Here is a 24,931-nt window from a genome sequence, read left to right as displayed (position 1 = left end):
CCGGTGGGACAGCGTTCGGCGATAACCACCCAAACCGCCGTGTCTCATGTGGCGGAAAGCACGAGCCGTGCGGCGTTACCCCACCGTAAGCTCCCTGTCATGCAGGTGATCCAGTCGACGAAGCTCGCCAACGTCTGTTACGAGATCCGGGGCCCGGTACTCGAGGAGGCGATGCGGCTCGAGGCGGCCGGACACCGCATCCTCAAGCTGAACACCGGCAACCCGGCAGCCTTCGGCTTCGAGTGCCCGCCGGAGATCCTGGAGGACATCCTCCGCAATGTCTCCACGGCCCACGGCTACGGCGACGCCAAGGGCCTGCTGGCCGCACGCCGGGCGGTCGTCATGCACAACCAGACCCTCGGTATCGAGACGGACGTCGAGCACGTCTTCATCGGCAACGGCGTCTCCGAACTGATCACCATGGCGATGCAGGGCCTGCTGGACGACGGGGACGAGGTCCTCGTACCGGCCCCGGACTACCCGCTGTGGACGGCCGCCGTCTCCCTGTCCGGCGGTACGGCCGTGCACTACCGCTGCGACGAGCAGTCCGACTGGATGCCGGACCTCGCGGACGTCGAGCGCAAGGTCACCGACCGCACCAAGGCGCTCGTCATCATCAACCCGAACAACCCGACCGGCGCGGTCTACGACGAGGCGATGCTCAAGGGCCTGACGGACATCGCCCGCCGGCACAACCTGCTGGTCTGCTCGGACGAGATCTACGACAAGATCCTCTACGACGGCGCCACGCACACCCCCACCGCGGCAGTCGCCCCCGACCTGCTCACCCTCACCTTCAACGGCATGTCGAAGGCGTACCGGGTGGCCGGCTACCGGGTGGGCTGGATGTCGATCTCCGGCCCGCGCGCCCACGCCGACTCCTACATCGAGGGCCTGACGATCCTGGCGAACATGCGCCTGTGCGCGAACATGCCGGGACAGCACGGGGTCGTCGCCGCGCTGAGCGGACGCCAGTCGGTCAACGACCTCGTACTGCCGGGCGGGCGCCTGCGCGAGCAGATGGACGTGGCCTACGAGATGCTGACGCAGATCCCCGGCGTCACCTGCGTCCGCCCCAAGGGGGCGCTGTATCTCTTCCCGCGTCTCGACCCCAAGGTCTTCAAGATCAAGGACGACCGCCGGATGGTCCTGGACCTGCTGCGCCGGGAGAAGATCATGGTCGTCCACGGCACGGGCTTCAACTGGCCGGAACCGGACCACTTCCGGGTCGTGACGCTCCCGACGGTCGTTGATCTACGGGACGCGGTCGGCAGGATCGGCACGTTCCTGGACGGCTACAGCCAGCACTGACGCTCACGCTGCGTGGACAGCCTGCTCACTTTTATGGATGGGCTCAACTTTAGACGAAATCTAAGCTAGGATGGCTTCTGTCGAACACAGGAGGCCATCCCATGTACGAGCCGATCCGCACCAAGTCGGTCCACACGACGATGGCCGGCAGCACCACCGACTTCCCCCACCGCTCCCGTGAGGAAGAGCTGGACATCCAGCTCGCGGGCCATCTCGCGGCACTGCTCGCCGTCACCGACGAGCTGCGTGCGCTGGCCCCGTCCGCCGACCTGGACACCGCGGCCACCCGGCTCGCCGACCAGGTGGCCCGGCTGCGGGGAGGAGCCGCGCCGGCCCGCACGTCGGTGACCGCGACCGCCGCCGAGCCGCATCTCGCCGCACTGCACCGACGCGCCCACACCCTCGCGGGCCGCGCCCTGGTCGTCGCGGCGTCCCGCGCGGACACGGCGGCGGCGATCCTCACGGCGGAACGCATGGATGCGCACGCCGCTGCGCTGGAGCCCCGCGAGGTCGCGTCCCGCTGAGCCCTCCGGGCTCCCCCGACGGTCCCGTTCGCCGTAGGGCGGTTTGTGGGTGGGCGACTTCCGGTTGTGTGTGGTTGATCGCGCAGTTCCCCGCGCGCCCCTGAGGTCGGCGTTGCGTACCGAGACGGGTACGTCACCCCTCGGTCACCGCGGGCGACGGGGAACGTTGGGTTCCGGGAGCACGCTCCCGGCGTGAGACGTATCGCAGGTATCGTCCTCGCGGTTGTGCTGATCGGCGGAGTGGTGGCAGCCGTCGTAGCGGGCCGGGACAACGGGGACCAGGGCACGGCAACGAAGACCGTGCGGGCAGTGATCGGGTCGGAGAAGGCCGAGTTCTTCGCCGACCCGAAGGTGGTGGACGCCCTGGCCGCCGAGGGCTACACCGTGGAGACGGAGACGTCCGGCTCGTGGGCCATGGAGGGGCTGGACCTGAAGGGCTACGACCTCGCCTTTCCGTCCAGCAAGGCGCCGTCGGACGCGCTCGCCGAGAAGTACGGCGTCCAGCAGCCGCTGCCGTGGCCCTTCTACTCGCCGCTCGTCGTCGTCGCGCATCGCAACGCCGCCGAGGTGCTGGCCGCCAACCGTCTCGTCACCCTCGACAAGAACCACGGCACCCTCGACATGGGCGCCTACCTCGACGCCGCCCGTGACGACCGCACCTGGCAGCAGCTGAAGGGGGCGGAGAAGTACGGGGAGTTGACCGGCACTCTCTACATCACCAGCACCGACCCCGTGACCTCCAACTCCGGCGCCCTCTACCTCGCCGCCGCCTCCTACGTCGACAACGACGGCCGGGTCGTCGCGAGCGACGCCGACGTCGAGCGGACCGCCCCTCTGCTGCGCAAGCTGGTCACCGTCCAGGGCGCCCAGCAGTCCAGCTCGGACGGCGCGTTCCGGGACTTCATCAGCGGCGCCGGCAACCCGCTCGTCCTCGTCTACGAGTCCCAGGTCGCCGCACTGCTCACGCAGGGCCAGGGCGTGGACGACCTCACCGTCCTCTACCCGGACACCACCACGACCAGCGACCACACCGTCGTACCCCTCACCGAGGAGGGCCGCGAGGTCGGCGAACTTCTCTCCTCCGACCCGGAGTTGCGCAAGCTGGCCGTCCGGCACGGGTTCCGTCCGCAGGGCGCCACCGGCGAGTTCACGTCGGCCACCACCGGCCACACCGACTACCTCAACCAGAAGCTGACCGGCGTACGGCAGGCGCCCGTGCCCACCTCCGCGGTGCTGCACGAGATGGCGCGCCGGGCGCGCGGATAGGGGGATCAGCAGATGACCGACTACGGCAGCACCAGCCAGAACACCAGCCCCAGTCACGACGACACCTTCACCCTCATCCCGCCCGAGCCGGTCGCCCGGGTCCCGCGGGAGAAGGCCGGCGGACTCGTGCCCGTCGACGACGGTGTCCGTGACGACATGGCCCGCAAGGCCTCCGACTACGTCGCCTCACTCGCCGCCCTCGACGCCCGCTCGCCCGAGTTCGCCGGCAAGGTCGGCGAGATCACCGCGCTCGGCGCCGGTGAGATGCGCACCGCGGCCGCGCAGTCCAACCGCATGCTGGAGCGGACCGTGCGGAGTCTGCCGTCCAAGGGCGGGGACGCGCAGTCGCAGGTGGCGGGCTCGCTCGTCGAACTGCGCAGGGTCGTGGAGGATCTGGATCCGCGTGATCTGCCCGCCGCCAAGGGGCGGAAGTTCCTGTCCCGGCTGCCGGGCGGCAACAAGCTGCGCGATCACGTCGCCAAGTACGCCTCCGCGCAGGGCACCCTGAACAAGATCGTCGGCTCGCTGCGCGGCGGGCAGGACGAACTGCGCCGCGACAACGCCGCGTTGCAGACCGAGCGGGTGCGCCTGTGGGAGACCATGGGCAAGCTCCAGGAGTACGTCGTCCTCACCGAGGCCCTGGACACGGCGGTCGAGCAGCACATCGCCGGTGTCGAGACGAGCGACCCGCAGGCCGCCGACTCGCTGCGCGCGGACGTCCTCTTCCCCGTCCGGCAGAAGCACCAGGACCTGCTCACTCAGCTCGCGGTGTGCGCACAGGGCTACCTCGCCATGGACGTCGTACGCCGCAACAACGACGAGCTGGTCAAGGGCGTCGACCGGGCGGCCACGACCACCGTCTCGGCGCTGCGTATCTCCGTCATGCTCGCCTCCGCCCTGGACCACCAGAAGAAGGTCGTCGACCAGGTCAACGCCCTGCGGGGCACCACGGAGGACCTGATCCGGGGCAATGCCGAGATGCTCGCCACGCAGTCCGGCGAGATCCAGCGCATCGCCGCCGACCCGGCGGTCGGCGCGGAGACGCTGCGCTCGGCCTTCCAGCAGATCTATCGCACGCTGGACGCCATCGACACCTACAAGGTGCAGGCCACCGAAGCGATGGCCACGACCGTCGAGTCGCTGACCGTCGAACTCCAGCACGCCTCCGCCTACCTGGACCGCAGCCGCTCGCAGAGCGCCCTGGAAGGGGGCCTCTCATGAGACGCCCGCTCGCCCTCGCCGTCGCGGCGCTGGCCCTGCTGACGGCCTGCACGACGGCCCAGGACGACGGGACGGACGAGGACACCCAGGCCTACAAGGCCGGCACCCTGCGCGTCCTCGCCTCCAGCGAGCTCAGCGACATGACGGACGTCCTGGACCGGGTCCGTGAGGAGACCGGCATCACCGTCCGGCCCACCTACATGGGCACCCTCGACGCCGTCGACCTGCTCGCGCGGGGCAAGGCGGACGGGGCGTACGACGCGGTGTGGCTGTCCTCCAACGACTACCTGCGGCTGCGCCCGGAAGCGGCGAAGAAGGTCGTGTCGGAGACACCGGTCATGTCGAGCCCGGTCGCGATCGGCGTCAAGCCGGCCACCGTCAAGGCCCTCGGCTGGCAGCCGGAGGACGTCACCTGGTCCGATGTCGAGCAGGCCGTGCGCGACGGCGACCTCACCTACGGCATGACCGACCCGGCCCGCTCCAACTCCGGCTTCTCCGCCCTCGTCTCCGTCGCCTCCGCCCTCTCCGGCGCCCAGTCCGCGCTCACGGACGCGGACGTGCAGAAGGCGACTCCCCGTCTGAAGGAGTTCTTCCGGGGGCAGCAGCTGACGTCGGGTTCGTCGGGCTGGCTGGCGAGCGCGTACGAGCGGCGCGGCACTGTCGACGCGCTGCTCAACTACGAGTCGGTTCTGAAGGGCCTCCCCGGTCTGACGGTGATCCGCCCCACCGACGGTGTCGTCACCGCGGACTACCCGCTCTCGTCCCTCGCCTCCGCGGGTGCCCCGGCCCGCGAGGACGTCCGCCGGCTGACCGAGGCCCTGCGCTCCCCGGAGATCCAGCGCGCGATCACCGACGGCACGCACCGCCGCCCGGTCGTCGCCTCCGTGCAGCCCGCGACCGGCCTGGACACCACCCGTCGGCGCGAACTGCCCTTCCCGGGCAGCCGGTCCGTGGCGGACGGGCTGCTCGACTCGTACGAGAACGAGCTGCGCCGCCCGTCCCGCACGGTGTACGTGCTGGACACCTCGGGCTCGATGGAGGGCGACCGGCTGGCCGGGCTGAAGAAGGCGCTGACCGGCCTGACCGGCGACTTCCGGGAGCGGGAGGAGGTGACGCTGATGCCGTTCGGGTCGGATGTGAAGAGCGTACGGACCCATGTCGTGGACCCGGAGGATCCGAAGACCGGGCTCGACGGGATCCGGCGGGACACCGAGGCGTTGACGGCCGAGGGCGACACCGCGATCTACACCTCGCTGGAGAAGGCGTACGAGCAGCTGAGGGCGGACCGTGACACGTTCACGTCGATCGTGCTGATGACGGACGGGGAGAACACGACCGGTGCGACCGCCGGCGACTTCGAGGACTTCCACGGTGCGCTCACCGGCGGCCAGAAGGACATCCCCGTCTTCCCCATCCTGTTCGGCGACTCCGACCGTTCCGAGCTGGAGCACATCGCCGAACTGACCGGCGGCCGCCTCTTCGACGCCCAACAGGGCTCGCTGGACGGCGCCTTCGAGGAGATCCGTGGCTACCAGTAGAGCGCTGACGTACCTGGAGTCCCGCAAGAACCTCACCGGCAGTGCCTGCGGTCTGGTCGGCCTGGTGCTGACGTTCACGGGCGTGGCGGGGCCGTACTGGCCGGTGGTCGTCGCCGGTCTGTACGGGGCGGGCGCGCTGATCGCCCCGCCGGAGCGGCCTGCCCTGCCCGACTTCCCCGACCCGTCGGCCCAGCTCGACGAGGTGCGCGGCGACTTCGGCACCCTGCGCGGCTATCTCGCGGGCATCGACCTGCCGCCCGCCGCCGCGGGCAGGCTCACCGAACTGACCGACCTGCTGGCCGCGTTGCTGGAGCCCGGCTGGGTGAGCGAGATCCTCGCCCAGGACCCGGAGGGCGTGCACGCGCTGTCCCGGGCCGTACGGCAGGACGTTCCCGAGGCCGTCGACGCGTTCGTACGCACCCGCTGGTGGCATCGGATGACGCCGGGGCAGGAACCGCCCGAACGGCACCTGGAGCGACAGCTCGACCTGCTGCGGCAGGAGGCGGAGAAGCTGGCGGTGGGACTCAGGGAGACGGAGTCCCGCCGCCAGGAATCCCACACCCGCTATCTGGAGGACCGTTCCGACTGACGGAACGGGCCCCGCACGCCGTTGTGCGGGGCCCCTCCGGCTGTCACCACGGCCGGCCGTGACGATGTTGCTGGTCAGGGCACTGTCGGTAGACCGGCCGCGGAGTCTTCGTCGGGCCTCAGCCCAGGCGCTGCACCAGGGCGTGGTACTCGTCCCACAGCTCCTTGGGCGTGTGGTCGCCGAAGGTGTTGAGGTGCTCGGGGATCAGGGCGGCCTCCTCGCGCCAGACCTCCTTGTCGACGGTGAGCAGGAAGTCGAGCTCCTCGTCGGCCAGTTCGAGGCCGCCTGTGTCGAGGGCCTCCTTGGCCGGCAGGACGCCGATCGGGGTCTCGACGCCCTCCGCCCTGCCCTCCAGGCGCTCGACGATCCACTTCAGGACGCGGCTGTTCTCGCCGAAGCCGGGCCAGACGAACTTGCCCTCGTCGTTCTTGCGGAACCAGTTGACGTAGTAGATCTTCGGCAGCTTGGCCGGGTCGGCCGACTTGCCGACCTTGATCCAGTGGGCCATGTAGTCGCCCATGTTGTAGCCGCAGAACGGCAGCATCGCGAACGGGTCGCGGCGCAGCTCGCCGACCTTGCCCTCGGCGGCGGCGGTCTTCTCGCTCGCCACGTTGGCGCCGAGGAAGACGCCGTGGTTCCAGTCGAAGGACTCCGTCACCAGCGGTACGGCGGTGGCGCGCCGCCCGCCGAAGAGGATCGCGGAGATCGGCACGCCCTTGGGGTCCTCCCACTCGGGCGCGATGATCGGGCACTGCGCGGCGGGCACGGTGAAGCGGGCGTTGGGGTGGGCGGCCGGAGTCTCGGACCGCGGCGTCCAGTCGTTGCCCTTCCAGTCCGTCAGGTGGGCCGGGGTCTCCTCCGTCATGCCCTCCCACCAGATGTCGTTGTCGTCCGTCAGCGCCACGTTCGTGAAGACGGAGTTGCCCCACAGCGTCTTCATCGCGTTGGCGTTGGTGTGCTCACCGGTGCCGGGCGCGACGCCGAAGAAGCCGGCTTCGGGGTTGATGGCGTACAGCCGGCCGTCCTCGCCGAAGCGCATCCACGCGATGTCGTCGCCGATCGTCTCGACGGTCCAGCCGGAGATGGTGGGCTCCAGCATGGCGAGGTTGGTCTTGCCGCAGGCGGACGGGAAGGCGGCGGCGACGTACTTGGGCGAGCCCTGCGGCGGGGTGAGCTTGAGGATCAGCATGTGCTCGGCGAGCCAGCCCTCGTCGCGGGCCATGACGGAGGCGATACGCAGGGCGTAGCACTTCTTGCCGAGCAGGGCGTTGCCGCCGTAGCCGGAGCCGTAGGACCAGATCTCGCGGGTCTCCGGGAAGTGGGAGATGTACTTGGTCTGGTTGCAGGGCCAGGGGACGTCCTCCTGGCCGGGCTCCAGCGGGGCGCCGAGCGAGTGCACGGCTCGCACGAAGAAGCCCTCGGAGCCGAGCTCGTCCAGCACCGTCTGGCCCATGCGGGTCATCGTGCGCATGGAGACGGCGACGTACGCGGAGTCGGTGATCTCCACGCCGATCGCGGACAGGGGCGATCCGAGCGGGCCCATGCAGAACGGCACGACGTACATGGTCCGGCCCCGCATCGAGCCGCGGAACAGGCCTTTCTCGCCCTGGAAGATCTCCCGCATCTCCGCAGGGGCCTTCCAGTGGTTGGTCGGGCCGGCGTCCTGCTCCTTCTCGGAGCAGATGAAGGTGCGGTCCTCGACGCGGGCGACGTCCGTCGGGTCCGAGGCCGCGTAGTAGGAGTTCGGGCGCTTGATCGGGTCGAGTTTCCGGAAGGTGCCCTTCTGGACGAGCTCCTCGCACAGGCGCTCGTACTCGGATTCGGATCCGTCACACCAGACCACGTTGTCCGGCTGCGTCAGTTCGGCGATCTCGTTCACCCAGGAGATCAGTTCCTGGTGGTGGGTCGGGATGACGGGGGTAGCCGATATGTCGCGCGCCACGGTTGCTCCTAAATGAGGGTTTTTTGTCCTTGTGCCCCGTGGGGGCTGCGACCCGGATGCCGCGCAGTACCGATCGCAATGCGCTCATCCGGTGCCGACTGCACTCATTTGATCATCCGAGGTGAGTGCGCATTTGTCCAGAGGACCGCCCACCTGAGCGGCGTGAGCCGCCCCACGCACCTGGGCGTTCCTCTCCGTTTCTTTACGTGCACGTTGGGTTCGGATGACCGCCTCTTGGGACGGAAGAGGCCGCCCGGCCCCCCAACTTCCGTGAGATGATGGCCACTCCTGCCGCCACACTGATCCGTAACTTACGGTTCCGTAGGTACGATGCCCCGCATGACTGCGCCCGCCTCCGACGCGCCGAGGGACATGCCGGTCGCCGACCGGGTATCCAGCGCGCTCTCCCTGCCGCACCCGATCAAACCCAAGCTCCGCGGCTGGCTGCACCTCGGGATGTTCCCTGCGGTGCTCGTCGCGGGCCTGGTCCTCACCGCCCTCGCGGACTCCCCGCGCGGCCGCCTCGCCTGCGGGATCTACGCACTGACGGCATGCCTGCTGTTCGGCGTGAGCGCGCTGTACCACCGGGGCAACTGGAGCCCGCGCATGGACGGCATCCTGCGCCGCCTGGACCACTCGAACATCTTCCTGATCATCGCCGGCACCTACACGCCACTGACCCTGCTGCTCCTGCCGGGCGCGAAGGGGCAGTGGCTGCTGTGGGGAATCTGGGCCGCCGCAGCGGCCGGCATCCTCTTCCGCGTCTTCTGGGTGGGCGCCCCGCGCTGGCTCTACACGCCCTGCTACATCGCCATGGGCTGGGCGGCCGTCTTCTTCCTGCCCGACTTCATGCGCACCGGCGGTATCGCCGTCCTCGTGCTGGTGATCGTCGGCGGTGTCCTGTACAGCGCGGGCGGGGTGGTCTACGGCTTCAAGCGCCCCAACCCGTCACCGCGCTGGTTCGGCTTCCACGAGGTGTTCCACTCGTTCACACTGGCGGCGTTCGTCGTCCACTACGTGGGAATCTCCCTGGTGGCGTACCAGCACCCGTAGCACCCCACCCCTTCAGGGCCACGGCTTGCGAGCCGTGGCCTTTTTTCATGCCTGACAGCGGCACCCCATTGAGGGTTACTTGATTTTGACAGCGACTCTCAATTCACTCTTTTGCCGTCGAGCCGGATGCCCGACAATGACCACCATGACGGCCCTCCATCCCACCTCCCCCGCCGATCCGCCCCAGCTGGGACTCCGGGAGCGGAAGAAGATCAAGACGCGTGAGGCGATCCGCACCGCGACCTACGAACTGATCGAGGAGCAGGGGTACGACGCCACGACGATCGAGCAGATCGCCGACCGTGCCGAGGTGTCGCCGTCGACCGTCTTCCGTTACTTCCCCACCAAGGAGGACATCGTCCTCACGGACGAGTACGGCCCGCTGCTGGAGGAGTTCCGGGACCGGCCCGCGGACGAGCCCTGGCAGGACTCCCTGCGCCACATCACCCGCAGGGCCATCGGCCTGGGCCTCGGCGAGGAACCCGAGATCACCCGGCTGCGCTGCCGGCTGATCGCGGAGGTCCCGGCGGTGCGCTCCCGGCTGATGGAGAGCATGTCCGCCGCCGGACCCCTGCTCGCCGGGGCCATCGCGGCGCGCACCGGCCGCGACCCGGAGAGCCTGGAGGTACGCGTGTTCACCATGTCCCTCATCGGCGGCCTGATGGAGATCTTCCCGTACTGGGCACGCACCGGCTTCCGCGACGACCCGGCCGACCTCGTCGACCGCGCCCTGGCCGTCTACGACCGCGGCCCCGGCGCCGAAAACCCCTGAGGTCCGCGCCCGCTCCCATGCCATCCTGATCGGGTGAACGGACCCGAGATCCACGTCGAATTCGACCCCGAACTGGCCCTGTTCGTCCCGAACGCCCGGCGCCGCGGCACCACTCGGCTCGCCACCGACGGCGTCTCGACGCTGGGCCATGTCATCGAGTCCGTCGGCGTCCCGCTCACCGAGGTCGGCGCCCTCGTCGTCGACGGCCGCGGGGTGCCGACCGCGCACATCCCGAAGGACGGCGAGTCCGTGCACATCCGCGCCGTCGAACGTCCGCAACGGGTGCCCGGCGCTCCCCTGCGCTTCCTCCTCGACGTCCACCTCGGCACGCTCGCCCGCCGGCTGCGGCTGCTCGGCGTGGACACGGCGTACGAGTCCACGGACATCGGCGACCCGGCCCTCGCCGCCCGCTCGGCCGCCGAGCGGCGCGTCATGCTCAGCCGCGACCGTGGCCTGCTGCGCCGCCGCGAACTGTGGGCCGGCGCCTTCGTCTACAGCACCCGCCCCGACGACCAACTCCGCGACGTCCTGGACCGGTTCCGCCCCGAACTGCACCCCTGGACCCGCTGCACCGCCTGCAACGGCCTGCTGAAGGAGGCCACCAAGGAGGAGGTGGCGGACCAGCTGGAGGGCGGAACCCAGCGGACGTACGACGTCTTCGCGCAGTGCACGGAGTGCGGGCGCGCGTACTGGAAGGGCGCGCACCACGAACAGCTGGTGGCCATCGTGGAACGCGCCCGCACCGAGTTCCCGAGCGGGAGCTAACGCCTGCGCACATCACCCTTTCCGCAGGCCACGCCGTCCTTGTTCGGGTCGAGGCGGAGGGGGTCGTCCTTGCCGTTGACCTTCAGGCGGCCGTAGTCGTTGGCCTTCAGCCAGGTGCAGCGGGCGGCCGTCGTCTTCTTCACCTCGGACGGGAAGGCGGTCGGCACGCAGACGTTGGCCGAGCCGTAGTGCCGGTCGCAGCCGGCGACGGTCGTGCCGACCTTCTGCGAGGTGCGCTTCCTGCCGGGGCCCGTGACCTTGCCGGACAGGTCGTCGGCGAAGGAGTGGACGTGCGCCGAGGCGTCGGTGGCGCTGAGCGCCTGCGGGCCCTGGAGGTGCACCCACTTGGCGACCGACGGCACCCCGCCCGCATCGACCGCGAAGAGCATGTACCAGCCGGGCGGGGCCAGGTTGGGGTTGCTCGTCACGTTCAGGTCGATGGTGTTGCCGTCCACGCTCAACGGAAGATCCACGAACCGCTGGTTCGGGTCCGACGAGTGCGTCACCGCGGCCGGGCGGATCAGCTCCGCCTTCGCAATGGGCCGGTCCACCGTGATCCGCTGGGTGTCGCCGTAGGTCCACTCGGTGTCGATCACCGAGGTGATCGTCGGACGCTCGCCCTTGAGGAGATAGGGCGGGGTGTAGATCGACACGTTGTGGTTCCAGGAGCCGTTGCCCGGGTTGTCGCCGGTGGTCATCACCCGGCCGTCGGGCAGCAGGAACGCCGAGGAGTGGTAGCCGCGGGCCTCCGGGTCGGCGGCCACCGGGTCGAAGGTGTTCGTCGCCGGGTCGTAGATCGACGACTCGAAGACCGGGTTGGCCCGGTTGTGCAGGGCGCCGCCGGTCTCGAGGACCTTGCCGTCCGGCAGCAGCACCGCGGAGACGTACATCTTGCCCTGGCCCCCGGTCTGCGGGACCGGCCCGTTGCCGAGGTCGACGGTGCCCTGCGGAAGCGGCGGACCGGCGGCGTAGGACGGGTTGGGCTCCTTGAGGTCGATGACATCGGTCAGCCGGTTCGCCTCCGGGTTGGAGTCGATGTTGCCGCCGCCGATGGTGAGGACCTTCTGGTCCTGCGCCGGCGGCAGCAGCACGCTCGCCGACTGGTCGCGCTCGTCCTTGTTCTGCAGACCGGGCACCTGCGTGATCGTGTTGGCGTCGTAGTCGTAGATCGCCGAGCCGGTGCCGGGGATGTTGTTGCCGAAGACATGGCTGCCGGAGTAGAAGAGGCGGCCGTCCTGCATCAGGATCATCGACGGGTACAGACCCCAGTAGGACCAGGTCTGGTTGACCTTCCACAGCTCGAGCCACTTATGCTCGGCGTCCGACCACAGCTCGGCGGTCACCGAGCCGGTCGAGTCCTCCTTCAGCCCGCCGAAGGAGATGACGTCACCGTTGCCGAGGATCGTGGCCGACGGGTACCAGTGCCCGTCGTTCATGTCGTTCGTCCTGGTGTACGTCTCGGTCTCGGGGTCGAAGATGTACGAGTCCTTGTACCCCTGGTAGCCGATCGTGCCGTCCGCCGACGGATAGCCCTTGTTTCCGCTCATCACCAGCACCCGCCCGTCCTGGAGCTGGACGTGCCCGGCGCAGAACATGTCGTCCGGCGTGGGGATGACCTTGTACGTGCCGTTCTGCGGGTCGTAGACCGCGGAGGTGAACGTGCCCGCCTCGAACATCTCCGGGTCGTTGCCGGAGCCCGCGATCAGCAGCACCTTGCCGTTGTGCAGGACGACCGAGTGCATCGAGCGGACCGGGTTCTGCGCGGGCAGCACGTCCCACCTGCCGTTCGCGCACTCCTGAGGCGTGCCCGTGCACTCGGGCTCCGGGACCGGGTCGGCGACCTGTTCCATCGTGTAGTCGTCGGTGGTCGCGGAGCCGGTGCCGTAGACGGAGACGCCCCAGCTGACGCGGTCGGTGCCGGCCGGCACCTCCGGGGTGCGGACCGTGGCCTGGGTCCAGCTGCCCGCCATCTCCAGCGTCTTGAGGTCGGTCCAGTACTGCCAGCCGGCCGTCGTGTCGTGCCGGAACAGGGTGATGTTGGCGTCCGGTGTCGTCGTCTTGTACCAGAGGGAGAGGTCGTACTGCTTGCCGACCGTCACCACCGGCGCACAGTCCGCGGACTCCGTGATCAGCGCCTTGCGGTCGCCTTCGACACGGCGGGTCAGCTCGACCTTCATGGCCTTGCTGCCGGAGTGGGCGTCCGAGGTCGTGGTGAAGCTGAAGTCGTTGTCACCCCAGCCGGACTTCGACCAGCAGTACGGCATGTCGCCGGTGCCGGCCGTCTCGAAGCCGGGGTTCTTGATGAGGTTGGCGGCGGAGGCGGACTGGGGTGTGGTCAGGAGCAGGCCACCGGTGAGGCCTGCGACGGCCAGGAGTGCGGTTCTTCTACGGCGTTTGTTCACACGGCTCTCCTTGCTGTGCGGCTCCCGCGCTCGGGTGCGGCTTCATCTATGGGCCTCCGGCGCGGCAGATAGACCAGCGCTTCGGTACCGACGAAGCGCAGGACGAAGGTCGTCACCAGCGCGAGCGCGGTGGCGGGCAGCGCGGCCATGCCGAACGCGCCGACCAGCAGCGCGATCAGCGGGATGCGCAGCACCAGGTCGGCGTTGGCGAGCAGCGCGAACCGGCCGAGCCGGTCCCACAAGCGCCGGTGCCGGCGGCGGTCACGGAACAGCAGGCGCTCGATGAGCAGGAAGTTCCAGGCGACGCCGAGCTGGTTGGCGAGGATCTCGGCCGGGAGGTAGTGCATGCCGAGGGAGGTGAGGGCCCACAGCCCGAGCAGGTTCGGGACGAAGCCGGTCGCGCCGATCAGCCCGAACACCACCATCCGGGCCAGCGGATCGGCCGTACGCAGCCCGGCGAGGTGCCGCAGGAAACGCCGCCCCTCCGCTGCCGTGGACTTGGAATCCCCGGCGAACCGCTCCTGGAACACGAACGGCACTTCGGTGACCGTGCGCGGGCGGCTGCGGACCGCCAGCTCCAGCAGGATCTTGTAGCCGAGCGGCGTCAGCGTCTCCGCCGTGACCGCGCTGCGGCGCACCGCGAAGAAGCCGCTCATCGGGTCGCTGATGCCGTGCAGCCGGCGCGGGAAGAGGGTCTTGGTCAGCCAGGTGGCCGCTCTGGACACGGCCACGCGATAGCTGCCGGCCAACCCCGCCCGGCTGCCGCCCTTGATGTAACGGGAGGCGACGACCAGTCCGGCGTTCGTCCGCTCACCGGTCGCCACCAGCTCCGGGACCAGGGACGGCGGATGCTGGCAGTCACCGTCCATGACGACGATCCAGTCGGAGCCGGCCGCCTTCATGCCCTCGACCACCGCACCGCCGAGCCCGCCGACCGGCTCCGCGCGGTGCAGCACGGTCACCGGGAACGGGCAGTCCTGGGCGGCCTCGCGGATCACCTGCGGGGTGTCGTCGGTGGAGTCGTCCACGAAGACGACCTCGCAGGGCAGCCGGGACGGCACCGACTCGGTGATCTGGTGCAGCAGCTGACGGATGTTCGCCGACTCGTTGAACGTCGGTACGACGATGGTGACGGCGCCCGGCTCGGGAACCTCTACGGCGTACGCGGCCGGGTCACCCAGTTCGCCGGGGACGGTGGACTCGTGGCCGCTCATCGGGCGCCTCCCACGGTCTGGATCTGCCGGATCTCGATCCGGTCCTCACCGGTGCCGAAGACGGCGACCGGCGTCGAGTTCTCCATCGCTGCCCTGACGTTGGGCAGATCGACCGCGTCCCGCCGGACCGTCGGCGAGGCGACCACGTAGTCGAGGTCCCGCCAGCCGCGCGGCATCGTCTTCGTCACCGCGGGGTCGAGATCGGCCTTGTAGAACCAGATGACGCCGAGCCCCGGCCGGTACCCCTCGTGCACCAGGTCCAGCCAGAGCGCGTCGTCGACGAGTACCCGGGTGTCCTCCGGGTCCTCGACCTCCGTCGCCAGCCACGTGGAGGCGGCCCGGTAGGGGGCGTTGGCGTCGGCGGTCATGGCGGTGCGGTCGCCGTCGTACCAGCGGGGGACGACGTAGGCGCCGGCCGCGAGTGCGAGGACGGCCGCGAGCGCGTACCGACCGCCGGTGACGTACCGCTTCTCGCCGTCCCGGCGCCATCGGCGCAGCACCAGGTGGGTCACGCTGGCGGTGCCGCCGGCCAGGACGAGGGCGAGGAACGGCAGCGCCTGGATGATGTACATGGCGGGCAGGTAGCCCGGCCGCATGGCCATCCCCGCGAGGATCGCCACTGCGAGCGCGGGCCCGGCGAGCGCCCGTGCCGTGACCGACCAGCGCCAGGTGAGCAGGAGCAGCAGGGCTCCGGCGAGTCCCCCGAGGGGCAGGACACGGTCGTAGTACAGCCAGGACTGGAGCACTCCGTGGGAGCCGGTGCCGGGTTCGAGGATGAAGCCGGAGCCGGGGCGGCTCATCTGGTAGACGATGCCGTCCCAGAGCGAGACGTGCCCGTCGCCCGGCAGCAACTCACCCTTCAGCAGGGCGAAGAGGGGATACGAGATGCCGATGAGCGCGCAGGCGGTGATCGCCCCGGTGAGCGCGAACTTCCGGGTGTCGCGGTGACTGTGCCGCCACATGGTGACCATCACGGCGGGCAGGACGAGCAGCATCGTCTCCTTGGTGAGCACGGCCGCGGCGGCCGCGATGCCCGCGCCGAAATGGTGCCAGAGGTGACGGCTCGGGGAGGCCGCGAGGCAGAAGGCCAGCAGCGTCCACATCACCGCGATGTTGTCGAGGAAGATCTCGCGCTGGAGGACCACCGACAGCGGGGAGAGCCCGAAGAGCACCATGCCGAGCCCGGCCGCCCAGCGGGGCAGCGCGAGGCGGCGGCCGAGAACGTAGACGAGGACGGCGCTGACCGCGCTGATCAGCAGCATCATGACCCGCATCGAGCCGACGGTCATCGACTCGGGCGCGAGGTACGCAGGGATCCAGGTCAGGATGGCGATCTGCACCCAGCCGAAGGGCGGGTGGTCGTACCAGTACGTGTAGTGGGCGAGGCCCCGGCCCTCCTGTACGGCCCAGGCCTGGGCGAGGTAGGTGCCCTCGTCGTCGCTGAAGGTCGGGTAGTCGGCGATGTTCCAGCCCTGCACGACGAGGATCGCCACGAGGAGGACACCGCACAGGATGAGGTCGGGGCGCGAACTGCGCAGCCGGAGCGGAGGTGTCGTTCGGCCGGTCGAACCGGTTCTGGGCGCAGCTGTCCGCTGCGCGGGGACCTTGACTCCGGTCGCCGCGGGAAGTGTGGAGGTCACGCAGGAACGTCCTCTCGGTTCACGTGCGCGAGATGTGCGCCGACGTGGCTGGTCAACTCCCAGTCGTTGCGGCCGCGTTGCTCACGCCATACGGCGCGGACCGCGGCCCCGGCAAGGAGCACCTGGTAGAAGGGGCCGCCGACGATGAGCTTGAGGTAGTGCACGAGGCGAACCCGGAGCCCGTACTGCTTGCCGAAGTCGTGCAGTCCGACGAGCTCGAAGACAAAGGTGACGAGCGCGGTGACGGCCGGCAGGAAGGTGATGAAGGCGACGCCGACCGGGACGTCCAGGAAGAGCGCGATGGCCACGTTCAGCGGGATGATCACGCCGGAGATCGCCTGCAGGTACGGCGTCATGAGGGTGTAGCGGGCGAGCAGCCGCTGCCGGAAGCCCGGGAGCTGCTTCCAGTCCTTCTTCCGGTAGACCTGGAGGAAACCCTGGTTCCAGCGGGTGCGCTGCTTCAGCAGGGACATCAGGCTGCCCGGGGTCTCCTCGCGGGTGACCATGTCGGAGTCGTAGGCGACGACGACCTTCTTGCCGACGCTGGACAGGCGCACGCCCAGATCGCAGTCCTCGGCGAGGCAGTTGGGGTCCCAGCCGTCGGCCTCGCGCAGCACCTTCGTCCGCACGAAGACAGTGTTGCCGCCGAGCGGGATGAAGCCCTTCTGCGCGTGCAGGTGCAGCCGTGAGCGGAACCAGAAGAAGTACTCCAGGCAGTTGCGCAGGCTGTACCAACTGGAGTGGAAGTTGATGAGCTGCACACCGCCCTGGACGACGTCCGCGCCGGTGGACCGGAACGCGTGGTCGACATGGGCGAGCAGCTCCGGATGGACCTGGTCCTCCGCGTCGAAGACCCCGACGACATCGCCGCGGCAGTGCGGCAGCGCCGTGTTCATGGCCTTGGGCTTGTTCTTCTTCTCGTGGGTGTCGACGACGACCCGTACACGCGGGTCGCGGGCCTCCGCCCGCCGGGCCACCTCGGTGGTCTCCGGGTCGTCGTGCCCGACGATGACGATGATCTCGAAGTCGTTGTGTGTGGACTCCAGCAGCCGCTGGATGGTGTGGTCCAGCACGGCCTGTTCGTGCCGGGCCGGAAGCAGCAGCGAGAACGACAGATGCTCACCGCCGTCCGGCCGGCTGAAACGGGTGGACGCGAGCACTTCGGGCGTACGCCACGCGTGCATCTGCCACCACAGGGTGAATGCCGCCATCCAGAACAGGGCCAGTGAAACGGCAGCGATGAAGACAGACGTCAGCAACAGATCCCCCCAGATCCCCAAACCCCCCTGCCGAGACCGTGAGTCACCTCCGTCTCGGCACTGTGGAGAGAGTAGGGGGGAAGTGTGAAGCTTGGAAGCTGTTCTGATAAATGGCGTGTTTCGCACTGGTGGGCGGCTGGTGAGACGTGTCCACACACATGCCCAATTGCGCTGCCCGAATCAGCGGATCATCCACTCAGCGCCGCGCGCAGCCGCTCCGGGTCGGTCGTCGGGGCGTCACAGGTGAAGTTACGGCAGACGTACGCGCTCGGTTCACCGCCGACCAGCGGCCGGTCGGCCAGCAGCGGGAACTCCTCGCTCCCCGGCACGCCGTACGCGACCACCGTGCCCGGAGCGGTGCCCAGAAGTGCCGTACGGTGCAAGGCCTTTGTGGCCTTGTCGTCGAGGCTCGGCCCGACGATCGCGACCTCGCGGGGCCCGTCGAGGTTGGCCTCGGCGACGGCGAGCCCCCACCCGATGAACCGGGGCACGCGCGGACCCAGCGCCTTCACCATGCCCAACGCCCGCTCGGCGGCGGCCCGGTGGGGTTCGGCGCCGGTCTGGGCGGCATAGCTCAGCAGGGCACCCGCGGCGGCGGTCCAGCCGGACGGGGCGGCGTTGTCGGTCGGGTCCTGCGGGCGGCGGATCAGTTGCTCGGCATCCGCGGCGGTGTCGTACAGGGCGCCCGACTTCTCGTCGACGAAGCTGACCAGAACGTGGTCGAGCAGCAGCCCTGCGAACTCCAGCCAGACGCCCTCCCCGGTCACGGACGCCAGCGCCAGGAAGCCCTCGGCTACATCGGCGTAGTCCTCCAGCACGCCCGCATTGGCGCCGGCCCGGCCGTCCTTGCTGGTGCGGGCGAGGCGGGCATGGTCGTCGAGATGGACGCGGACGAGGAGGTCGGCGGCGGCGAGGGCGGCGTCCACCAGGTCGGGCCGGTCGAAGTAGGCGCCGGTCTCGGCGAGCGCCGCGATCGCGAGGCCGTTCCAGGCGGCGACGATCTTGTCGTCCCGTCCGGGAGCGGGCCGCTCGGCGCGGGCCGCCCGCATCCGCTGCTTCACGGACTCGACCTTCTCGGCGTCGAACACACCGTCCTGCTGCGGGAGTTGCAGGACCGAGGCACCCTCCTCGAAGGTGCCCTCCTCAGTCACGCCGAAGCAGCGGGCGGCGAGTTCGGCGTCGTCCCCCAGCACGTCACGGAGCTGCTCGGGCGTCCAGACGTAGTACGCCCCCTCGACGTGCCGACCGGTCCCGTCGTCGCTGTCGGCGTCCAGTGCGGAGGCGAACCCACCCTCGTTCGTGCGCAGTTCGCGCACCATGAAGTCGGCGGTTTCGAGGGCGACCCGGCGGGCGAGCTCCGAGCCGGTGGCCCGCCAGAGGTGGGCGTAGACGCGGCACAGCAGGGCGTTGTCGTACAGCATCTTCTCGAAGTGCGGCACGACCCAGTCCCGGTCGACGGAGTACCGGGCGAACCCGCCCCCGAGCTGGTCGTAGATCCCGCCCCGCGCCATCCGCTCACAGGTGTCCTGCGCCATCTGCAGCGCGCCCTCGGCTCCGGTCCGGGCGTGATGCCGCAGCAGGAACTCGATCACCATGGACGGCGGGAACTTCGGCGCGCCGCCGAACCCGCCGCGCTGCGGGTCGTACTCCCGGGTCAGCCCGAGCAGCGCCTGTGCCAGCTCCTGCTCCCCCGGCGCCGCGGTCCCCCCGAAGTCGATCTCCCGCCCGGCGAGATCCCGCACGATCTTCCCGGCGACGTCGGAGACCTCCTCCCGACGGTCCCGCCACGCGACACTCACGCCCTCCAGCACCTGCCGGAAGGAGGGCATCCCGTGCCGGGGCGCCGGCGGGAAGTACGTCCCGAAGTAGAACGGCTCGGCGTCCGGGGTGAGGAACACCGTCATGGGCCAGCCGCCCTGCCCGGTGGCCGCCTGCACGGCCTCCATGTAGACGGCGTCCACGTCGGGGCGCTCTTCGCGGTCGACCTTGATGTTGACGAAGTGCTCGTTCTGGAAGTCGGCCGTCTCCTGGTCCTCGAAGGACTCGTGCGCCATGACATGACACCAGTGGCAGCTCGAATATCCGACGCTGAGCAGGACGGGTTTGTCACTCCGGCGCGCCTCCTCGAACGCCTCCTCCGACCAGGGCCACCAGTCGACCGGGTTGTCGGCGTGCTGGAGCAGGTAGGGGGACGTCTCATGGGCCAGTCGGTTCGCCATACCCCCATCCTGCCCCACGGCCCCGGGCCGGTCATGAGGAAGCTCCGCCGCTCGGTCGGCCGTTTTCACCGGGTCGCAGCGGTCACCGAAGTGGACGGTGATCGTCGCGCCCCTCGCGTTCGGGGCGTCCCGCAAGGACACTCGTAGGCAAAGCAGTTGCCGCCGGAGGGGGACGTGACATGCGGGACAGTCATCGCGCGGAGGCCGAGCGGCTGTTGGTGCGCGCGGTGGAGGAGGAGGTACGGCGGTCGGGTGGCCGTATCGACGGCAAGGTGCTCATGGCCCGGGCGCGCGGGGCGCTGGACACCATGGCGCAGGCGGCGGCCGAGGAGTACGAGGCCTATACGCGTGCGCTGGACGAGACGGAGGCCGGGCGGCTGTCGTTCGGGCAGCGGTATGCGCGGGAGGGCGCCGGTACGCCGCTGCTTGTGGCGGGTGTGGCTGCTGTGACGGCGGCGGTGGCCGATCTGGCGCTCGGTACGGGGCCGGGGACCGCGGTCGGTGCGGGTGTGACCGTCGGGGTGGTGGGCGCGGCGACGACGGTGGTGAAGGTCGCCGGGTCGCATCTGCCGGCCGCGCATCACCGGGCCGGTGCCGCGGGGCAGCCGGGCGGGCCGGAACAGTTGCGGCTGCAGTGGCTGACGGCGCTGGACGTGCGGGGGATCCGGCCGTTCCTCGATCAGCAGCGGGTGCTGGCCGCGTCCACAGGGCCGCAGAAGAGCGGGCCGCAGCTGAAGGGGACCAACAAGAGCGGGGCCGCGCGCGGGCGGAGTGTGCTGGAGCAGTCGTTCGGTCAACTTCCCGAGCCCGTGGGTCCGTTCGCGGGGCGGCGGCAGGAGCTGGCGCGGATCCGGCAGTGGGTGCAGGCCGCCCGGGCGAGCACCCGGACCCGGCCGACGGTGGTCGTTCTGCACGGGGCGCCCGGCAGCGGCCGTACGACGCTGGCGGTGCGGGCCGCCCATGATCTGAAGGACCAGTTCCGCGGGGCGTGCGTGGTGGATCTGCGCGGCGACAGCCCGGAGGAACCGCCGCTGTCCACCCGCGAGGCCCTGCTGCACCTGCTGAACCGGCTGGGCGCACCGCGCGAGCAGCTGCTGTTCCGGGAGCGTTCCTCGGCCGACCAGCAGGTCAAGCGGCTGAGTGAGCTGTACCACCAGCATCTGACCGGCGTGCCCGTCGCGGTCGTCCTCGACGACGCCTCGGACCCCGAGCAGGTCCGCACCCTGGTCCCGGAGCGGTCCGACAGCCTGGTCCTGGTCACCGCACGGGCCCCGCTCGACCTGCCCGGCGACCTGCCGGCGTGGGTGCACCAGCTGCCCGTCGAGACGCTGGACGCGGTGGGCGCGGAGGAGCTGCTGGGCGCGGCCGCGCAGGACGCCTCGAGCCCGTACGACGCCGAATCCGCCGACCGGGTACGGGAGTTGTGCGGCGGGCTGCCGTTGGCGCTGCGCGTCGCCGGTTCCTCGCTGGGCCCGCGCTCGCCCCGGCAGCTGGCCTCGGACCTCGGGGCGTACGGGCCGGTGGAGCCGGTGGAGCGGGCGCTGTGGCTGCGCTACACCGACCAGGCGGAACCGGCGCGGCGGCTGCTGCGGCGGCTGGCGCTGGCCGGGCGTGCCTCGCTCGGCGCGGCGGCCGCCGCCGCACTGCTGGCCACGGACGAGGCGGAGGCTGCCCGGCACCTGGTCGCCCTCTCCCGCGCGGGCCTGATCGACCATGTGCGCGGCAGCCGCTACCGCCTGCACGACCTCGTGCGGGTCTTCGCGCACGCCCGCCTGCTGGACGAGGAGGAGCCGGCCGAGCGGGCCGCGGCGCAGGAGCGGCTGATCGTGAACTACGCCGAGCTCGCCGACTCGGTGCTGCGGCTGGTGGACGGCAACATGTCGACCCGCTCGGACCGCTTCGGCCCGCACGGCTTCACCTCCCTGGACGAGGCGCTGCGCTGGCTGGACGACGAGTCGAGCTTCATCACCTCGACGCTCCGGTTCGCGGAGGGCGTGAACCAGGCCGCGGTGCTGAACCTGCTGGGCGCGCTGTGCGACTACTGCCTGCTGCGCGGCGACCTCTACCGCCTGGGTGAGATCAACGAACTCGCCCAGGCCGTGGACCAGGGGCTGCTGATCCGCTCGGTGCAGTGGCGCACGGGTATCGCGGCCCGGCAGCTGGGCGAGCTGGACAAGGCCCGTACGACGCTCGCCTCGGTCGTCGACCTGTACCGGGAGGCCCACCACGACGCGGGCGCGGCCCGCGCCCTGTGCTCGCTCGGCATCACCCTGCACCACCAGGGCAACCTCACCGAGGCGGCGGCCCGGCTGCGGGAGGCGCTGGACCTGCAGGCCGCGCCCGAGCTGGCCACCGACCGGGCGTGGACGATGCACGCGCTGGCGGCCGTGGAACGCGACCGCGCCCATCTCGCCGAGGCCCTGGACCTGCTGAACCGCTCCCTGGAACTGCACCGCGCCGGCGGCTCCCTGCACGGCGAGGCGTGGGCCCACTTCCAGCTCGGCCAGCTGTATCTGCGCCTGGGCGACGTGCCGCGCGCGGAAGCCGAGCTGCGCGCGGCGCTCGAACGGTACGGCCGGACCCGCGACGCCCGCGGCGAGGCGTGGGCGCTGACCCAGCTGGCCCGGGCCCGGCTGGTCGCGGGCGACGCCTTCACGGGGGTGGAGGAGCTGCGCCGGGCGGCGGCCCGGCACCGCGACAACGAGGACGCGCGCGGCGAGGCCTGGACGCTCTACTACCTCGGTCAGGCGCTGGAGGAGGCGGGCAACCTCGACCAAGCGGTCCGTGACCTGGAGCGCTCACGCACGATGTTCTCCCGGATGCGGGACGTGTACGGGCTGGCCTGCGCCCGCCACCACTCGGCCCGGGCGACCCGCGACCTGCGTGCCGCCCAGACCGGATCGCTGCGGAACTCAGGCTTCGCGAGGCAGCTGCTCGTCGACGCCCGCGCCGACTTCCAGCGCATCGGCGTCGCCCACGGCGAGGCGTGGACCTGTCTGGAGCTGGCCGTCGTCGACGCGGGCAACGCCCGTACGGCACAGGCGCTGGCCCTGTGCGACGAGGCGGTGGGGCTGTTCGCGTCGTACGGGGACCGGCGGGGCGAGGACTGGGCCCATTTCCTGCGCTGCACGCTGCTGCCGTATGCGGCTCCGGGTGGGGTGGAGGTCGGTACGGCGGTGGCGCAGGAGGAGCTGGCGCAGCTGGGTCGGGCCGGCCATCCGGCGCGGGACGAGAAGCTGGACGACTACGTGGAGGCGTATCAGCTGCTGCTGGAGCGCGGCGTGAGCCTGGAGGACGGGTGGCAGGCCTGGCGGCTGGGGATGGTGCCGAGCCGGCATGCGCGGGAGGTCATGGGGTGGGGTGGTGGCGCCCCGTGAGTGCACGCAGCTGCGGGCGGTCGTGCCGCTGGGCGATGGGGTCCCCCGCTCATGGGGCCCCGCTCATGGGGGTCTCCCGCTCGAGCGAAGCCGAGAGTGGGGGAGGGTGGGCGCTGGGGTCCCCCTCTGGGGGAGGCACCCCGCACCGCCGGGCTGCGTACTACCTGCTGTCCCGGCGGACCGCTCACAGTGAGGGTCCGCCCGGTCGGGGACTCAGCCCTTCGCGGGTGAGGCCTTCCCCGACGTCTGCTCCGCGGCGCCCTTGCCGGAGGCCTCCCCCGCCCCGTCGGGGGCCTCGTCGAAGTCGACCCGCCCATGTGGCGGTTCATGGACTTCATCAGGCCCACACGGCCAGGGCATCACCGCGAAGACGATGAAGCCGAGGACGCCGGGGGTCACCTTGTCCTCGTCGACCCCTTGGCGAGGGTGACGAGATGGGTCATTGCCAGGCTCGCGCTTGCGCTCATGTCAGGCATTGTCGCGGATGCCTGCAAAGAGGTCGTCCTCGGGGAGGGAGGTCCACGAGGGACTTCGCGAGCTCGTACTCCTCGTCGGCCAGACCTCCTTCTGAAGCTCCATCGGACCCCGGAACCAGCCCCCTCGGGGTCGATCTGCGTGGCGTGCGCGATCAGCGCCTTGTCACGGATCTCGAAGAAGTCCGCGCACGGGACGTGCGTGGTCAGCGTGCGGTCCTTGTGCCCGAGTCCGTCCAGCGCTTTGAGCCATTCCCCGTACGGGACTCCAGGCCCCGGTCGAGCATCGCCTGGTGCAGCGCCTCGGTGCGCGGGCGGTTGAAGCCCTGGTTGTAGTACACCTTCAGCGGCTGGTACGCCGGGCCGAACTCGGACTCCGGGTACTTCTCGGTGTCCGCCGCGCCCTCGAACGCCACCATCGTGATCTTGTGGGTCATGATGTGGTCGGGGTGCGGGTAACCACCGTTCTCGTCATAGGTGGTGATCACCTGGGGGCGGAAGGAGCGGATGCTGCGCACCAGCTCGCCGGCCGCCTTGTCGACGTCCTCGAGGGCGAAGCAGCCCTCCGGCAGCGGCGGCAGCGGGTCGCCTCGGGCAGGCCGGAGTCGACGAAACCGAGCCACTCCTGCTTGACGCCGAGGATCTCGCGGCCTCGTCCATCTCCTTCTTGCGTACCTCGTGGATGTGCTCCTCGATGTACTTGTCGCCCTGCAGCTTCGGATTGAGGATGGAGCCGCGCTCCCCGCCCGTGCAGGTCACCACCAGCACGTCCACCCCTCGACACGTACTTGGCCATGGTGGCCGCGCCTTGCTCGACTCGTCGTCGGGGTGCGCGTGGACGGCCATCAGTCGCAACTGGTCAGTCAAGACTCAATCCTCGTTTGGTCGGCGCCCGGCGTGACCGGGTGCGAACGGCGGCTTCTATAGTGACCGAATCGGGGGGCGAAAAATTCCGGGGCCCCGGTCCGGGAGCCCCGTCCGGGACCTCGGTCCCGCCCCGGCCGAGAGGACGATCATGAGTACGGCGAGCACGCGACTGCCCGAGGGCCGTTACGGCCGCTCTCGGACGAGCGCGCGGACCGCACACTGAAGGTCGTCGGCGCCGCCTCGGGGCGCTGCTCCTCGCCGTGATGGCCTTTTTTGCCTTTCACTACATCGGCCAGAACAAGATCAGCGCCGAAGTGATCAGTTTCGATCTCTCGGACGATTCGTGAAGTGAAGCTGGCGTCGAGAAGGACGCGGGCGCCTCCGGCTACGCACGGTACGCTCCCAGGCGGAGAGCGGCGCCGAGGTGGGCCGGGCCGACTTCCGCTTCGCCGGGGACGCCACCCGCATCACCGAGGTCGTCACGCTCCGTACGACGGCA

17 protein-coding genes and 2 pseudogenes are annotated in these 24,931 nt (G+C 70.3%); 11 read left to right on the top strand and 8 right to left on the bottom strand.

Translation table 11 applies throughout. The features are described from left to right. Positions 1–99 precede the first annotated feature (99 nt). The 6 genes from StrepF001_RS29165 to StrepF001_RS29140 all read left to right on the top strand — a co-directional run bounded on the left by StrepF001_RS29165 (position 100) and on the right by StrepF001_RS29140 (position 6,449). Positions 100–1,311, top strand: a complete 1,212-nt coding sequence (locus StrepF001_RS29165; RefSeq protein ID WP_129801190.1) for a pyridoxal phosphate-dependent aminotransferase — start codon at positions 100–102, stop codon at positions 1,309–1,311. Positions 1,312–1,412: 101 nt separating this feature from the next. Next, positions 1,413–1,835 carry a hypothetical protein gene (locus tag StrepF001_RS29160; protein WP_129801189.1) on the top strand — a complete coding sequence of 141 codons (423 nt, stop codon included), beginning with the start codon at positions 1,413–1,415 and terminating at the stop codon, positions 1,833–1,835. 192 nt (positions 1,836–2,027) lie between these two features. Then, entirely contained in the window at positions 2,028–3,101 is a 1,074-nt protein-coding gene (locus StrepF001_RS29155; protein WP_129801188.1) for a substrate-binding domain-containing protein, read from the top strand. 12 nt (positions 3,102–3,113) lie between these two features. After that, a complete protein-coding gene (locus StrepF001_RS29150; RefSeq protein WP_129801187.1) occupies positions 3,114–4,322 on the top strand; it encodes a toxic anion resistance protein in 1,209 nt (402 codons plus the stop codon). Beyond that, positions 4,319–5,860 carry a VWA domain-containing protein gene (locus StrepF001_RS29145; protein WP_129801186.1) on the top strand — a complete coding sequence of 514 codons (1,542 nt, stop codon included), beginning with the start codon at positions 4,319–4,321 and terminating at the stop codon, positions 5,858–5,860. The genes StrepF001_RS29150 and StrepF001_RS29145 overlap by 4 nt, the downstream gene beginning before the upstream one ends. Next, on the top strand, positions 5,847–6,449 hold the full coding sequence (locus tag StrepF001_RS29140) for a hypothetical protein (RefSeq protein WP_206306976.1): 603 nt from the start codon (positions 5,847–5,849) through the stop codon (positions 6,447–6,449). The genes StrepF001_RS29145 and StrepF001_RS29140 overlap by 14 nt, the downstream gene beginning before the upstream one ends. Positions 6,450–6,567: 118 nt before the next feature. Here StrepF001_RS29140 and StrepF001_RS29135 read toward each other — a convergent pair whose 3' ends face one another. Then, positions 6,568–8,391, bottom strand: coding sequence for a phosphoenolpyruvate carboxykinase (GTP) (locus tag StrepF001_RS29135; RefSeq protein ID WP_129801185.1), 1,824 nt, complete (start codon positions 8,389–8,391; stop codon positions 6,568–6,570). Between the two features lie 339 nt (positions 8,392–8,730). On the opposite strand from StrepF001_RS29135, the gene StrepF001_RS29130 reads away from it, so the two are divergent. The 3 genes from StrepF001_RS29130 to StrepF001_RS29120 all read left to right on the top strand — a co-directional run bounded on the left by StrepF001_RS29130 (position 8,731) and on the right by StrepF001_RS29120 (position 10,981). Further along, positions 8,731–9,444 (top strand): hemolysin III family protein, encoded by a 714-nt coding sequence (locus tag StrepF001_RS29130; RefSeq protein ID WP_129801184.1) that lies wholly within the window; start codon positions 8,731–8,733, stop codon positions 9,442–9,444. Positions 9,445–9,589: 145 nt separating this feature from the next. After that, complete coding sequence (locus tag StrepF001_RS29125; protein WP_129801183.1) at positions 9,590–10,216, top strand: TetR/AcrR family transcriptional regulator; 627 nt, start codon at positions 9,590–9,592, stop codon at positions 10,214–10,216. 33 nt (positions 10,217–10,249) lie between these two features. Beyond that, positions 10,250–10,981, top strand: coding sequence for a Mut7-C RNAse domain-containing protein (locus StrepF001_RS29120; protein ID WP_129801182.1), 732 nt, complete (start codon positions 10,250–10,252; stop codon positions 10,979–10,981). On the opposite strand, the gene StrepF001_RS29115 is transcribed toward StrepF001_RS29120, so the two are convergent. The 5 genes from StrepF001_RS29115 to StrepF001_RS29095 form a co-directional block, all read right to left on the bottom strand. Then, positions 10,978–13,383, bottom strand: a complete 2,406-nt coding sequence (locus tag StrepF001_RS29115; protein ID WP_129801181.1) for a galactose oxidase-like domain-containing protein — start codon at positions 13,381–13,383, stop codon at positions 10,978–10,980. The two genes, StrepF001_RS29120 and StrepF001_RS29115, sit on opposite strands and share 4 nt — an antisense overlap. Continuing rightward, a complete protein-coding gene (locus StrepF001_RS29110; protein ID WP_129801180.1) occupies positions 13,380–14,597 on the bottom strand; it encodes a glycosyltransferase in 1,218 nt (405 codons plus the stop codon). Before StrepF001_RS29110 ends, StrepF001_RS29115 begins: the two co-directional genes overlap by 4 nt. Then, positions 14,594–16,237 carry a phospholipid carrier-dependent glycosyltransferase gene (locus tag StrepF001_RS29105; protein ID WP_129801179.1) on the bottom strand — a complete coding sequence of 548 codons (1,644 nt, stop codon included), beginning with the start codon at positions 16,235–16,237 and terminating at the stop codon, positions 14,594–14,596. Before StrepF001_RS29105 ends, StrepF001_RS29110 begins: the two co-directional genes overlap by 4 nt. Beyond that, positions 16,234–17,496: a glycosyltransferase gene (locus tag StrepF001_RS29100; protein WP_129801178.1), complete on the bottom strand. Its 1,263-nt coding sequence runs from the start codon at positions 17,494–17,496 to the stop codon at positions 16,234–16,236. The genes StrepF001_RS29105 and StrepF001_RS29100 overlap by 4 nt, the downstream gene beginning before the upstream one ends. A 188-nt stretch (positions 17,497–17,684) precedes the next feature. Continuing rightward, positions 17,685–19,715, bottom strand: coding sequence for a thioredoxin domain-containing protein (locus tag StrepF001_RS29095; protein ID WP_129801177.1), 2,031 nt, complete (start codon positions 19,713–19,715; stop codon positions 17,685–17,687). Between the two features lie 179 nt (positions 19,716–19,894). Here StrepF001_RS29095 and StrepF001_RS29090 point away from each other — a divergent pair, with 179 nt between their 5' ends. Beyond that, complete coding sequence (locus StrepF001_RS29090; RefSeq protein ID WP_129801176.1) at positions 19,895–23,092, top strand: tetratricopeptide repeat protein; 3,198 nt, start codon at positions 19,895–19,897, stop codon at positions 23,090–23,092. Between the two features lie 213 nt (positions 23,093–23,305). Here the strand turns inward: StrepF001_RS29090 and StrepF001_RS29085 are convergent, their stop codons facing one another. Then, positions 23,306–23,491, bottom strand: coding sequence for a hypothetical protein (locus StrepF001_RS29085; protein ID WP_240797729.1), 186 nt, complete (start codon positions 23,489–23,491; stop codon positions 23,306–23,308). Positions 23,492–23,560: 69 nt separating this feature from the next. Continuing rightward, a pseudogene (mca, locus tag StrepF001_RS29080) lies at positions 23,561–24,411 on the bottom strand (mycothiol conjugate amidase Mca). A 169-nt stretch (positions 24,412–24,580) separates the two neighbouring features. Here mca and StrepF001_RS48425 point away from each other — a divergent pair. After that, a pseudogene (locus tag StrepF001_RS48425) lies at positions 24,581–24,931 on the top strand (DUF4307 domain-containing protein); the annotation flags it as partial.

It is taken from the genome of Streptomyces sp. F001, assembly GCF_004187715.1.
Lineage (GTDB): Bacteria > Actinomycetota > Actinomycetes > Streptomycetales > Streptomycetaceae > Streptomyces > Streptomyces flavusporus.
Note: the sequence above shows the minus strand (reverse complement) of the source record. Positions and strands in the feature narration are given on the sequence as shown.

What these genes read in the sequence shown, in the direction of transcription:
- StrepF001_RS29110 (WP_129801180.1), bottom strand. Translation starts at nt 14,597, where the DNA reads ATGAGCGGCCACGAGTCCACCGTCCCCGGCGAACTGGGTGACCCGGCC.
- StrepF001_RS29125 (WP_129801183.1), top strand. Translation starts at nt 9,590, where the DNA reads ATGACGGCCCTCCATCCCACCTCCCCCGCCGATCCGCCCCAGCTGGGA.
- StrepF001_RS29145 (WP_129801186.1), top strand. Translation starts at nt 4,319, where the DNA reads ATGAGACGCCCGCTCGCCCTCGCCGTCGCGGCGCTGGCCCTGCTGACG.
- StrepF001_RS29130 (WP_129801184.1), top strand. Translation starts at nt 8,731, where the DNA reads ATGACTGCGCCCGCCTCCGACGCGCCGAGGGACATGCCGGTCGCCGAC.
- StrepF001_RS29095 (WP_129801177.1), bottom strand. Translation starts at nt 19,715, where the DNA reads ATGGCGAACCGACTGGCCCATGAGACGTCCCCCTACCTGCTCCAGCAC.
- StrepF001_RS29160 (WP_129801189.1), top strand. Translation starts at nt 1,413, where the DNA reads ATGTACGAGCCGATCCGCACCAAGTCGGTCCACACGACGATGGCCGGC.
- StrepF001_RS29150 (WP_129801187.1), top strand. Translation starts at nt 3,114, where the DNA reads ATGACCGACTACGGCAGCACCAGCCAGAACACCAGCCCCAGTCACGAC.
- StrepF001_RS29165 (WP_129801190.1), top strand. Translation starts at nt 100, where the DNA reads ATGCAGGTGATCCAGTCGACGAAGCTCGCCAACGTCTGTTACGAGATC.
- StrepF001_RS29090 (WP_129801176.1), top strand. Translation starts at nt 19,895, where the DNA reads ATGCGGGACAGTCATCGCGCGGAGGCCGAGCGGCTGTTGGTGCGCGCG.